We start from the raw sequence: 12,896 nt of genomic DNA, 5'->3' as shown, positions 1-12,896 counted from the left end.
CAATGCCGCCCTTTTCTTGCATCAAGGATTACTCACCCTTGGCGGCTTTGAACGCTTCCATCATAGCATTGCTGAACACAACTTCTTCTTGTTGGTTCAGGTTATCGATAGCAACACGCTCATCAGCCTCGTCCTTAGCACGGACAGACAGGCTTACGGTGCGGTTCTTACGATCAACGCCCATGAATTTAGCTTCAACTTCGTCACCAACAGACAGCACCAGAGTGGCGTCTTCTACACGGTCACGAGCAGCGTCGGAGGCACGCAGGTAGCCTTCTACGCCATCAGCCAGTTCGATAACGGCACCTTTGGCATCAACCTCGGTAACCTTACCCTTCACGATAGCACCTTTCTTGTTGTCAGCCAGGTACTTGTTGAACGGGTCTTCTTCGATCTGCTTGACACCCAGGGAGATGCGCTCACGCTCCGGATCCACTTGCAGAACAACTGCTTCGATCTCGTCGCCTTTCTTGAATTCACGCACGGCTTCTTCGCCCTGGTTGTTCCAGGAGATGTCAGACAGGTGAACCAGGCCGTCGATGCCGCCATCCAGACCGATGAAGATACCGAAGTCAGTGATGGACTTGATCTTGCCGGAAACACGGTCGCCTTTGGCGTGAGTTTCGGCAAACAGCTGCCACGGGTTGGATTTGCACTGCTTCAGACCCAGGGAGATACGACGACGCTCTTCGTCGATGTCCAGAACCATCACGTCAACCACGTCGCCAACGTTAACAACTTTGGACGGGTGGATGTTCTTGTTGGTCCAATCCATCTCGGATACGTGTACCAAGCCTTCAACGCCTTCTTCGATTTCAACGAAGCAGCCGTAGTCGGTCAGGTTGGTCACGCGGCCAGACAGACGGGTGGTCTCCGGGTAACGCTTGGCGATAGCAACCCAGGGATCTTCGCCCAGCTGCTTCAGGCCCAGGGATACACGGGTACGCTCGCGGTCGAACTTCAGAACCTTGACAGCGATCTCGTCGCCAACGTTGACGATTTCGGAAGGATGCTTAACGCGCTTCCACGCCATGTCGGTGATGTGCAGCAGGCCGTCAACACCGCCCAGATCTACGAATGCACCGTAGTCGGTCAGGTTCTTGACGATACCCTTAACTTCTTGACCTTCTTGCAGGTTAGCCAGCAGGCTTTCGCGCTCGGAGGTGTTCTCGGTCTCGATCACGGCACGACGAGAAACAACAACGTTGTTGCGCTTCTGGTCCAGCTTGATGACTTTGAACTCAAGTTCTTTGTTTTCCAGGTGAGCGGTGTCACGGATCGGACGCACGTCAACCAGAGAACCCGGCAGGAAGGCACGGATGCCATTCAGTTCAACGGTGAAACCACCCTTGACCTTGCCGTTGATGATACCGATAACGGTAGCTTGCTCTTCGTAAGCCTTCTCAAGCTGCAGCCAGGCTTCGTGGCGCTTGGCTTTTTCGCGGGACAGCTTGGTTTCGCCGAAACCATCTTCGATAGAGTCCAGAGCCACGTCAACGGTGTCGCCGACGTTGATTTCCAGCTCGCCCATGGCGTTCTTGAATTCTTCAGCCGGGATAGCGGACTCGGATTTCAGACCGGCGTCAACCAGTACGAAACCGTTCTCGATAGCAACGACAGTACCCTTGACGATGGAACCTTGACGGGTTTCAACGGCGTTCAGGGACTCTTCAAAGAGTTGAGCAAAAGATTCGATCATTGTTTATGTCACAAATGAAACATCCACTTGCAATCCGGCACAAGCGGGGCTGTTTTAAATAATCTGCGCCATCCTTGGTGCAGACGACCGGATGTCAGCTTGCGCTGGCATCACCAAGTTGTTGCTCTGCATAGGCGAGTACTGTTGCCAGCACTTCATCTATGGTCATGGCGGTAGAGTCTACCACCAGAGCATCTTCTGCCGGTTTCAGGGGTGCAGTAGCGCGATTTCTGTCGCGATCGTCACGTTCCCGAATCTCGGTTAAAAGACGCTCAAAGTTAACATCAAAGCCCTTATCTTGCAACTGCTTATAGCGACGCTGGGCCCGTTCTTCGGCACTGGCGTCGAGGAAAATCTTCACCTCGGCCTCGGGGAAAACAACTGTCCCCATGTCACGACCATCGGCAATCAGACCCGGGGCCTGACGAAATGCCCGCTGACGGCGCAGCAAGGCTTCGCGCACCCGGGGGAAGGCGGCGATTTTACTGGCAGCATTACCCACTTCTTCGGTGCGGATGGTGCGGGAGACATCTTCCCCTTCCAGGATCACCCTGACCAGATCGCCTTCTACCTGAAATTGCACATCCAGATTGGCAGCCAGAGGCACCAGTGAGGCTTCACTGTCCAGCTCTACATCGTGATGCAGGGCGGCCAGGGACAACACCCGATAGATGGCGCCCGAGTCCAGCAAGTGCCAACCCAGCTTCTCAGCAAGCAGCTGACACAAGGTGCCTTTACCTGCACCACTGGGGCCATCAATTGTCATTACGGGGGCCATCTGAGGCATAACTTCTCTCCTGCACTGTGTTGCTCCCATCCCGAAGGGGTGGGTTAATGGGCGCCGATTATACCCGAATGTGGTGAGCCTGGCAGTCATCAATCCGCACAAAGGGCCAAAACCCCGACGGACAGCTGTGCTTGTATCTCATTTGGAGATTTCATTAAGCAATGCAGGGACTTGTTCTTATGGTCGTTCCTGACAAGGCGCGCTAAACTGGCCCCCTTTTTTGAGCCGTTAGTAGTAAGGAGCAACCTATGAGCAGCGTTACCCTCGTGGCCAAATCCAAATTGCCAACCCCTTGGGGCACCTTCACGCTGGTAGGTTTTCAGGAAACCGGCACAGGCAAAGATCACGCCGCACTGGTGATGGGCGACATTACCGGTGAAGAGCCCGTGCTGGGCCGGATCCACTCAGAGTGCCTGACCGGCGACGCCCTGTTCAGCCTGCGTTGTGACTGCGGTTTCCAGTTGCAGGCGGCCATGGAGAATATCGCCAAAGCCGGTCGTGGCGTGTTGCTGTATGTGCGTCAAGAGGGCCGAGGCATCGGCTTGCTCAACAAAATCCGCGCCTATCACCTGCAGGATCAGGGAGCCGATACCGTGGAAGCCAACGTGGCCCTTGGTTTCGCCGCCGATATGCGCGACTACACCATCTGCGCCGATATGCTCAAGCAGCTTGAGGTCAAGTCTCTCAAACTGATGACCAACAACCCGCGCAAGATGAAAGCGATGGAATCCTTCGGTATTCCGGTGGCCGAACGGGTACCGTTGCAGGAAGGGCGCAATCCCCACAACGAGTTCTATCTGTCGACCAAGGCCAACAAGCTGGATCATATGCTGAAGAAGTGAGCCTGAATTGACGAATGTCAGATTGTCAAACGCCTCCCATTGGGAGGCGTTTTTCTTGGGATGACCACACATCAACCCAAGCTATCTAAGTGGCACGGTCAAATTGGCCAGCATAGCTTCAAGCTCTTCGCCAGTGCGGGCAGCACAGTATTGTTCAACCCGCTCCCGGGTCAATTGCGGCGCGAGACGTCCAATCAGATCGTAGAGATAGCCGCACAAAAACGCCCCTCTGCGCAACCCGATAGCGGCAACGCCACTAGGTAGCCAAGGCACCTGTTTGAGCAGCAGATCACCATCGCGCTGGGGCTCCCAGGCAAAAGTTGCCATCACTCCGATGCCCATGCCTTGTCTGACATAGGTCTTGAGCACATCGCTGTCGCTCGCACAGCAGGCGATCCGGCTCTCGGCATGAGCGCAATCAGAGCCATGAGTTGTGGAGAGAGCCCTTCCATCGGTCACCAATGCAAACTCCACCAGCTCGGCCGGGGTCAGCGATGTTGCTCTGGCCAACGGATGCTCCTTGGGCAGCACCAAGCCCCGTTGCCACTGAAAAGAGGGGAGCACAAGCAGATCGCTCCCATCCTCCGGTTCATCCGCCAGCAGCAGATCGGCAGCGCCATCATGCACGGCTGCTCGGCACTGCGCCGCACTCCCCTGCATCACAGTTACGGCCACTTTGGGAAAGCGGGCCATGAAACCCTTGAGGATGGCAGGCAGAATATAACGGGCCTGCAGATGAGTAGCGGCAATGGTGAGGGTTCCCTGCTCCGGATGCACATGCTGCCTGGCCATCACCTTGATGGTGGCGACCTTGTCGAGCACCTCGGCGGCTACTTTGATCACATCCCGACCGATGGGGGTGATCTGGGTCAAGTGTTTGCCGCTGCGCTCGAAGATCTGGATCCCCAGCTCATCCTCCAGCATCCGCACTTGTTTGCTGATCCCGGGCTGGGAGGTAAAGAGGCTCTCGGCGGTGGCCGACAGATTCAGCCTGTGGTTGGCCACCTCGACGATATAGCGCAATTGCTGCAATTTCATGGTGTAGCCCTCAAGCGAACCCACCGTTAATAGTAACAAACTTTCAGCAATGACCCGCCGCCATCAGGCCGGGCGCTCCTTGAGTAGGAAATCACGCAAGGCACGGTTGGCCATGGAGAGCGGATCGCCACGCCGCCACGCCACACAGAGGTCGAGGTAGATGGGCGGGTCGAAGGGCACGCCACTCAGATCCGGCTCCTCTTCCAGCACCATCCGCAAGAAGGTGGTCACCGCAAAGCCTTGCCGCACCACCGCCTTGAGCAGAGGGATAAGATTGCTCTCGAAGGCGATATCGGGTTCAACGCCCAGGCTCTGGGCCAGCGCCTCCATATGCTCCCGGTGATAAAAGCCACGGCGAAACAGCGCCAGCTCCTGAGCAAAGAACTGCGAAAGGGTGACGGCCGGTTCGCCGCGCAAGGGGTGATCGTCCCCCACCACCATCAACATCTCTTCACTCAGCAGATGTGCCCCCTCGATGGCGGGGGGGAGATCACTGGTGATGAGAATGGCCAGATCGAGGGAGCCATCCACCATCCGGCTGAGCAGCTCACGGGTGCCGGCCTCTTCGACCCGGATCTTGAGGCCGGGATAGCGATGCTTGAAGGCCATCAGACGAGGGGGGAAATAGTAGGAGCCCATCATATAGGGGATCCCGATCCGCACTTCCCCCCGCTCCAGCCCCTTGAGCTCGGCCATCTCGGCCTCGGCCTGATGCATCTGCAGCAACAGACGCTCGGCATGGCGACATAGCACCTCTCCCTCCGGGGTGAGCCGTACCGCCCGGTCCTGCCGATCAAACAGCCGCAATTCGAGCTGCTGCTCCAGCTTGGCGATGGCCATACTGATGGCCGGTTGTGCCACATGCAGACTGTTGGCTGCCTTGGTAAATGAGCCGGCATCCCTGACCGCCAGCAGATAGGTGAGCTGTTTCAGATCCACGTATCAATTCATCTTATGAGATGGATAACTTAAATATATTATATTTATAACCGCAAGGACTCTACCCTGACCAAAAGTAGTCAGGACAATACGCAATGATTGAAGTTGGAAGTCGCGAGTGGATACGTGCAACCCTGGCCCTCAGCCTGGGCTCTTTTCTGGTGTTTCTGAACCTCTACCAGACCCATCCCCTGTTACCCCTGATCGCCGAGGTCTTCTCGGTCAACTCCCTCTCGGCCAGCTGGACCCTGGCAGGATGCACTGCTGGCCTCGCCGCCTCCCTGCTGATCTGCGCCAGACTGGCGGATCGCCATGGCCGTCGGCAGGTCATGCTGGGTACCCTCACCCTGGCGATCCTGCTCTCACTGTTAATCCCGCTGGTTGAGCAGTTTGGCACCCTGCTGCTGCTACGCATCCTGCAGGGCGCGCTGCTGGCAGGACTGCCCGCGACCGCGATTGCCTATATGGGGGAAGAGTTCAGCAAACGGGCGCTCCTCTCGGCGGTGGGGGTCTATATTGCCGCCAACGCCCTCGGTGGCATTGCCGGTCGGGTGGTCGGCGGCCTGCTGGCAGGCTGGTTTGGCGACTGGCAGCACACCTTTCTGGGGATTGGTGTGATCAGCCTGTCGCTGCTGCCACTGGTCTTCTGGCTGCTGCCCTATCAGACCCGCTTTGTGGCAAGCTCCCCCGTTCGCGGCCAATTTGTCCGCGCCTTGCAGCAACACCTGACCAACCCGTTGCTGGTGGGGGCCTATCTGATTGGGGGGCTCAACTTCATGGTGTTTCTGAACCAGTTCAGCTACCTCACTTTCCTGCTGGCCAAGCCCCCTTTCTCCCTGCCCACCCAGTGGCTCGGCATGCTGTTTCTCACCTATCTCTCGGGGACGGTGGCCTCCTCTCTGAGCGGCCGATTTGCCAATCGCTGGGGGGCACAACGCATGCTGCTGGTCGGGATCGCGCTGATGGCCCTCGGGAGTCTGTGGCTGCTGCAAGCTAGCCTGCTCGGGATCCTGAGTGGCTTGCTGATCTCCAGCTTCGGCTTTTTCCTGGCACACGCCTGCGCCAGCGCCTGGGTCGGTCATCATGTCGAACACAACCGCGCCCTCGCCTCCTCCCTCTATCTGGTGGCCTACTATCTGGGAGCCAGTCTGGGGGGACTTTACCTGCACCCCTTCTGGGAGCAGGGTGAGCTGGGCGGTCTGGTCATGGGGATTGAACTGGTCCTCATCCTGACGGCGGGCTTGAGCCTCTGGCTCGGCCGTCTCAAGCAGCGAAGCCGATCGCCACTGCCCGCCCAGCAACCCCACCGACATGGGTAACGGGCTCAGCGCAAACAGAGTCACCCACGAGCAGATGGCGATCTCGCAACCCAGCACCGCCAGATAACAAAAGGGGTCACACCGGTGACCCCTTTTGCTGCGTTATTCAAGAGCCTGTCAGGCTCGCACCGCATTGAGCGCAGGATCACTCCTGATCGAAATAATTCGCAGGCACCGCGATCACAGCACCGGTCGCCACCTCTTCGGCGATCACCTCAGCCAGCGAGCGCAGATGAAACTTGATCTGTCCGGAGGGCAACATCAGGCCAATATCGGGGTTGCGGGTATCCTGCATGTTGCCGGTTTTGAATGGCAGCTCGGGATAGCACGTTACCAGATCTTGCAGTGAAGTGACCACCAGCTCGATATGTTCCAGCCCCGCCTGATGGACGCGACCCGGTTTCGGTGCAGCCAGCTCGATACAGGGTACCTGTACCTCATCAGCCAGCAGCGGCTGATGCAACTGATAAGTCGCAATAGGGCGCCCGCCGATCATCCCCTCCACCAGCAAGGAGCCCGCTTCAGCCAATACAGCACATAGCGCGCGGTACTCCTGCAAGGTGGCCGCCCGATAACAGAGGTGATCGACCGTCGGCCGGGAAAATGTGACGCCAGCAGCGGCCAGTTCGGCCAACAGCTGAGAAACAAATGGGGCCATTGGCCCCAGTGTGGAATCGAGTGGGTGGGACATGCTTACCATTTCTTCTTGGGTTGAAACAGGACATCGAGCTCGTCGGCTTCCTTGTCCTTGATGTTTTGCAGATCCTGCGCGCTGTTTTGCTGCTGCAGCTCTTCAAGCTCCTTGAGCCCCTGACGCATATCTTCTTCACGGGCCAGCAAATAGGGATCCTTGTCGCCCACGCTCGCCATGGCAGAGAGTCCCTTGGTATAGAGCTGGCGGCAAGTGCCATATTGGCCCTGAATGCGGGCATCCATCGCCCGCTTGACCAGATTGGAGATGTTGATCTTGAGCTGCATCAGCTCGAGGCGGCGCTCTTCCTGGGCAAACCCCTGAGGGTCAATCTTGCCCTTGTTGTGCTCGACCCGCAGCACGGCCCGCATCTTCTTGACCAGCTGCAGCATCTGGATCGCCTGACGATCGGACTCCGGGGTCTTGAACTGCCCCTCATCCTGCACGCTGTAGTTCTCCTGCACATTCTTGATCTGGGTCTGCACATCGACGATGCGCTGCTTGATCTGATTGTTCGGCATCACCTGGGCGATAGCGCGATAGGCATCGAGGATCCGGTGCTGCAACAGCAACACCATGTTCTTGGAGAAAGGCACCAGATTGACGTTCAGCAACACCTCTTCGGTCTCGTCAGCCACCGTCTTGTGTCTGGCAACAGCGTGACGCTTGTCCGCCTCTGCCTTCTGCTTATATTGCTGCACCACGTTATAGGCGATAACCAAAAACAGGAGTGCGCCAATAGACAGCAATACCAAAGTTAAAATCATAGGATGTCCAAACCCCTGTTCCTATCCAATTGCGTGATCCTACAACAGCTTACCCACTTAAGGTAGCCTGCAGATCTCCCCTTGCCCACGATTTGTCACCAAGCTGTGCCCCCGGTCTCAGGGAGAGATTGCAGGATCAGGGGATGATGACCATGACGGTCACCTCCCCATAGTATCGCCCATCAGCGCCATTACTTGAGGTTAAAGCCCCGCGATTGCAGGAATCCCAGCATGAAAGGGCGGGACTCCTTGCCCAGAATGGCGCGGATCTGGCCACTCCAGGTCTGCTGCTTGTTGTTGCTGCTGCGGGCCTGATAGTAGTCCGCGATCTGCTGATCGTACCGGGCCAGCAGGTCGCGATCCAGCTCGTGCTGGTAGCGCTCCTGATGCACCACCAAGCCCCTGGGCAGACGGGGTTTCTGCTCCGGCTGCTGGGCAGGATGGCCAAGGCAGAGGCCAAACAGCGGGATCACCTGATGGGGCAAGCCGAGCAGTTCGCTCACCTCGGCCGGATGGTTGCGAATGCCGCCGATATAGACCCCGCCCAGCCCCAGCGACTGCGCCGCAAGCAAGGCGTTTTGCGCCATCAGGGCGCCGTCGATGGCTCCGATCAGCAACTGCTCCGCATAGCCGGTCTGGGCCTCGGGCACGATCTGGGTGTGGCGGTGGTAATCGGCGCAGAACACCAGAAACTCGGCCGCCTGCACCACATAGGGTTGATTGCCCGCCAGCATGGCCAGCTGCTGACGCGCCTCGGGTTCGCTGACTCGCACAATACTGGTCACCTGCAAAAAGCTAGAGGTCGAGGCGGACTGGGCGGCGGCGAGGATGGCATCCAGCTGCTGCGGGGCGATCGGCTCGGCAGTGAACTGACGAATGGAGCGATGGGAAAGGATAAGATCGATGGTCTGATTCATGGCACCTCCAAAATGAGGTAACACCATAGCGAAAAAAACGAGGGAGCCCAAGGCTCCCTCGCACACCCAGCTTAAGGGGCCGGATAGACGTAAGGGGCTTGCAACCCGAGCGGGAAGCCGAGCGCCCAGTAGAGCAGCAGGAAAATCGTCCAGCTCACCAGGAAGGCCAGCGAGTAGGGCAGCATCATGGAGACCAGGGTACCGATCCCGGTGCTCTTAACATACTGCTGGCAATAGACCACCACCAGCGGGAAGAAGACCATCAGCGGGGTAATGATGTTGGAAGCAGAATCCCCGACCCGATAGGCCGCCTGGGTCAGCTCGGGGGAGATCCCCACCGCCATCAGCATGGGTACCAGGATCGGGCTGATCAGCGCCCACTTGGCGGAGGCCGAGCCGACTACCAGATTGACGGTGGCGGTGAGCAGGATCATCCCGACGATGGTCACTTCACCGGGCAGCGCCAGCGCATGGAGCACTTCGGCACCGGAGAGGGCCAGCAGGGTGCCCAGGTTGGAGTCACCAAACGCCTTGATAAAGAGCGCGCAGAAGAAGGCCATCACCATGTAGGAGCCCATCTTGTTCATGGTGGCCGACATGGCATCGATCACATCCTTGCCACTCTTGAAGCTACCTGCGACAAAGCCGTAGACAATCCCAGGCAGGATAAAAAGCAGGAAGATGAGCGGCACTATGGACTTCATCACCGGCGCGGCGAAGGTGGTCAGGGAGCCATCGGCAGCACGCAGCGGTGAATCGCTCGGGGAGAGCGCCAGCGCCAGCAGCACGATAGCCGCCAGCATGGCAAACCCGGCCCAGTTGAAGGCCCGGCTCTCTTGCGCGCTGTAGCGCCCCATCTCGTCGGCACTCTCCAGATCCTCGTTGAGCGCCACATGCTTGAGGCGCGGCTCCACCACCTTTTCGGTGACGAACCAGCCGACGCAGATGATCAGCAACGAAGAGGCACCGGTAAAGATGATGTTGCACAGGGTGTTGACCATGTAGTCAGGATCGAGCAACTGAGCGGCGGACTGGGTAAAGCCCTGCAGCAGCGCATCCCCGCCGGAGGGCAGGAAGTTGGCGGCAAAACCGCCGGAGACACCGGCAAAGGCAGCGGCGATCCCCGCCAGCGGATGGCGTCCGGCAGCGTGGAAGATGATGCCGCCGATGGGGATCACCAGCACATAGCCTGCATCTGCGGCGGTGTGGCTGACGATCGCCACCAGGATCAGCATGGGAGTGAGAAAACGGGCAGGCGTCACTTTCAGCAACTTTTTCAGACCGGTATTGATAAAACCGGACTGCTCGGCCACCCCGACCCCGAGCATGGCTACCAACACGATCCCCAGCGGGGCAAAACCAGTAAAGGTCGTGACCATGGAAGAGAGAAACTCGGCCAGACCGGCACCGGTCAGCAGGTTGTTGACCACTACCGCCTCCCCGGTACGGGGATTGACCAGATCAAACTGGAATTGTGACAACACCCAGGAGCCGACCCAGACGATCAGCAAGGCGTAGAGGAACAGCATGGCGGGGTCGGGTAATTTGTTCCCGGCTTTCTCGACGCCATTGAGGAAACGGTTCAGCCAACCTTTGGGAGGGCTGGCCGGACGGTCATTGACAGCAGCATGACTCATTATTGCGATACTCCTTTCCCTAGAAACGAGGTCGCATGCTAGCAATTCCAGCCCATCCGTCTCATGACCGATCGCAAAAGAATGATTAATTTTGATTAAATATTGCGGAATAAAATCCCAAGTTGTGGCCTAACGCACACTTGTTACTCTGCCATCACGGCATCTAGCAGTGGATAACGCCCGACCTGGCACTCCACCACAAAACCGCTCGCCTCGACTTGCGCCACCGTCAGCGGCTTGCTGAACAGATATCCCTGGAACACATGGCACCCCTGGGTCTGCAGGGCGGCCAGCTCGTGAGGCTCCTCCACCCCTTCCGCCATGATCCCCAACCCCAGATTGGTGGCCATGGCCGCAGTCGCCCGGATCACCGGCAAGTTGAGGCCGACCACGAAGGAGCGATCCAGCTTGATGTTGTTGATCGGCAACCGGTTGAGATAGGCCAGCGAGGAGTAGCCGGTACCGAAATCATCGATGGCAATCTTGATCCCCTGTTCGCTCAAATCGTCGAGAATACCGAGGCACCCCTTCATATCGAGCATCAGCACGGTTTCGGTCAGCTCCAGCGTCAACAGGGAGGCATCCACCCCGTGCAGCTCCAGCTGCTGACGAACTTGCCCGGGCAGCGCCGACGAGAGCTGGAAACCGGAGAGGTTGACGGAGACCGGCACCCGCTGATGGAAGCGCTTCTGCCAGCTGGCAACCTGTGCCAGCGCGGTGGAGAGCACCCAGCTGCCAATCTCGCGGATCAGCCCCATCTCTTCGGCCAGCGGGATAAACTCCACCGGCGACACATGGCCGAGCACCGGGTTGTACCAGCGCAGCAGTGCCTCGTAACCGATCAGACGCCGTTTGGCGGCATCGACCTGCGGCTGGTAACAGAGGCTCAGCTCCTGACGGCCGATGGCCTTGGCCAGAAACTGCTTTAGATTGAGCTTGCGCTGCAGGGTCTGTTGCATGCTGGGGGTGAAACGCTGCCAGCGCAGCCGCCCCATCTGCTTGGCCTGATACATGGCCATGTCGGCACGGGTGATAAGGTTGTCCCCGTCATCCGCATCATCGGGATAGATTGCGATACCGATACTGCCGCCGATGGTCACCTCCGGCAGCCCGCTCAGTTGCAGCGGCTTGGTCATCTGGGAGAGCATCTGATCGGCCACCTCTTGCGCCCGATCCCCCTGATTGCCCAACGGCACCAGTGCTGTGAATTCATCGCCACCGAGGCGAGCCAGCTCCACATCCCGCGGGCAAATCTGTTTGAGGCGACCGGCGACCCGCTCCAGCAGGCGATCTCCCGCCTTGTGGCCGTAGTTGTCGTTGACCAGCTTGAAGTTGTCCAGATCCATGAACACCAGCGCGAAACGCTCTCCCAGCCCGCAATAGGCCTCAAGGGATTTCATCAAGCCATACCGATTGAGCAGGCCGGTCAGGGAGTCGTGCCAGGCGAGGTGGCGATGCTCCAGCTCTTCGAGTTTGCGATCGGTAATATCCCGCATGGTGAGCAGAATGCGGGCCCCCTGCTGGATATAGCGGAACTGATACTGGAACCAGCGCATCCCCTTGAGGGTACGGCACTCCCCCTCGGTCACCACTTCATCGAGACGGGAGAGCTTCTGGTAGAAGCTGTCATCATTGCCGGAGAAAACCTGGGAGAGCTTGGCGATCTGGTGGCCGAAACACATTTCGAAGTGATAGTTGCCACTCTCGAACACACCGTGGCTATCGAACAGGCAGGCCAAGGTATCGCCGGTTGCCAGCGAGGACTCCTGATAGAGGGTATCGGAGTCGAGCACCGCTTCGGTCATCATCATCAGCCGGCCAGCCAGCTGAATACCGGAGAGGCGCAGATAGATCTGCTTCTTGACCCCCTTTGGGGAGAGAGTCCACCACTCGTTGTAACTGCGACCCTGCTGAAAATCACCCAGATAGCGCTGCAGCAGCAGATCGATGGCGGTTGCCATATCGGCAGAGAAGTCGCGGGAGCAGAGTTCGTCGAGAGACGTCGCCTCCCACACGGAGAGCGCGGCGCTGTTTGCCCAGAAAATATGGTGATGCTCGATGTCATAAACCCAGATCGGGGTATGCAGAACATCCATCGTCTTCAGTAACCGTTCGTCAAGCGTATTCATCTGGTCAAGGTCATTCATGCTGGATGGTCACTGGTTAACCGGAAAACAGATCTGGCAAACCGCTAGCTGCAGAATGCAAGGTGCAAATACCTCTCGGCCATTATCCCTTTTCACATAGCCAAGAGCGGACA

11 protein-coding genes are annotated in these 12,896 nt (G+C 58.2%); 2 read left to right on the top strand and 9 right to left on the bottom strand.

What is annotated here, in order from left to right; translation table 11 throughout:
- Positions 1-28: 28 nt before the first annotated feature.
- Together rpsA and cmk are read right to left on the bottom strand one after the other, a co-directional pair.
- Positions 29-1,699, bottom strand: a complete 1,671-nt coding sequence (gene rpsA, locus I6L49_RS03520) for a 30S ribosomal protein S1 (protein ID WP_005337148.1) — start codon at positions 1,697-1,699, stop codon at positions 29-31.
- A 94-nt stretch (positions 1,700-1,793) separates the two neighbouring features.
- Complete coding sequence (cmk, locus tag I6L49_RS03515) at positions 1,794-2,486, bottom strand: (d)CMP kinase (RefSeq protein WP_005351160.1); 693 nt, start codon at positions 2,484-2,486, stop codon at positions 1,794-1,796.
- 248 nt (positions 2,487-2,734) lie between these two features.
- On the opposite strand from cmk, the gene ribA reads away from it, so the two are divergent.
- Positions 2,735-3,328 (top strand): GTP cyclohydrolase II, encoded by a 594-nt coding sequence (ribA, locus tag I6L49_RS03510; RefSeq protein ID WP_005337152.1) that lies wholly within the window; start codon positions 2,735-2,737, stop codon positions 3,326-3,328.
- A gap of 81 nt (positions 3,329-3,409) precedes the next feature.
- Here the strand turns inward: ribA and I6L49_RS03505 are convergent, their stop codons facing one another.
- Together I6L49_RS03505 and I6L49_RS03500 are read right to left on the bottom strand one after the other, a co-directional pair.
- The gene (locus I6L49_RS03505; protein ID WP_216950608.1) at positions 3,410-4,366 is read right to left on the bottom strand and encodes a LysR substrate-binding domain-containing protein; all 957 of its coding nucleotides are present in this window, start codon (positions 4,364-4,366) and stop codon (positions 3,410-3,412) included.
- 63 nt (positions 4,367-4,429) lie between these two features.
- Entirely contained in the window at positions 4,430-5,305 is an 876-nt protein-coding gene (locus tag I6L49_RS03500; RefSeq protein WP_005337156.1) for a LysR family transcriptional regulator, read from the bottom strand.
- 95 nt (positions 5,306-5,400) lie between these two features.
- Between I6L49_RS03500 and I6L49_RS03495 the strand changes: the two genes are divergently transcribed.
- Positions 5,401-6,624 (top strand): MFS transporter, encoded by a 1,224-nt coding sequence (locus I6L49_RS03495; protein ID WP_216950607.1) that lies wholly within the window; start codon positions 5,401-5,403, stop codon positions 6,622-6,624.
- A gap of 145 nt (positions 6,625-6,769) precedes the next feature.
- Here I6L49_RS03495 and I6L49_RS03490 read toward each other — a convergent pair whose 3' ends face one another.
- The 5 genes from I6L49_RS03490 to I6L49_RS03470 form a co-directional block, all read right to left on the bottom strand.
- Positions 6,770-7,324, bottom strand: a complete 555-nt coding sequence (locus tag I6L49_RS03490; RefSeq protein ID WP_216950606.1) for a VOC family protein — start codon at positions 7,322-7,324, stop codon at positions 6,770-6,772.
- A complete protein-coding gene (locus tag I6L49_RS03485) occupies positions 7,318-8,082 on the bottom strand; it encodes a hypothetical protein (protein WP_005337161.1) in 765 nt (254 codons plus the stop codon). Before I6L49_RS03485 ends, I6L49_RS03490 begins: the two co-directional genes overlap by 7 nt.
- A gap of 191 nt (positions 8,083-8,273) precedes the next feature.
- Positions 8,274-8,999, bottom strand: coding sequence for an oxygen-insensitive NADPH nitroreductase (gene nfsA / locus I6L49_RS03480; RefSeq protein WP_100653948.1), 726 nt, complete (start codon positions 8,997-8,999; stop codon positions 8,274-8,276).
- Positions 9,000-9,070: 71 nt separating this feature from the next.
- Positions 9,071-10,636 carry an AbgT family transporter gene (locus I6L49_RS03475; RefSeq protein WP_216950605.1) on the bottom strand — a complete coding sequence of 522 codons (1,566 nt, stop codon included), beginning with the start codon at positions 10,634-10,636 and terminating at the stop codon, positions 9,071-9,073.
- 143 nt (positions 10,637-10,779) lie between these two features.
- Positions 10,780-12,732, bottom strand: a complete 1,953-nt coding sequence (locus I6L49_RS03470; protein WP_013723827.1) for a bifunctional diguanylate cyclase/phosphodiesterase — start codon at positions 12,730-12,732, stop codon at positions 10,780-10,782.
- Positions 12,733-12,896 lie beyond the last annotated feature (164 nt).

Source organism: Aeromonas sp. FDAARGOS 1419, assembly GCF_019047045.1.
Taxonomy (GTDB): domain Bacteria; phylum Pseudomonadota; class Gammaproteobacteria; order Enterobacterales; family Aeromonadaceae; genus Aeromonas; species Aeromonas veronii.
The sequence above is the reverse complement of the archived record's forward strand: the minus strand, read 5'-3'. Positions and strand labels throughout refer to the sequence as shown.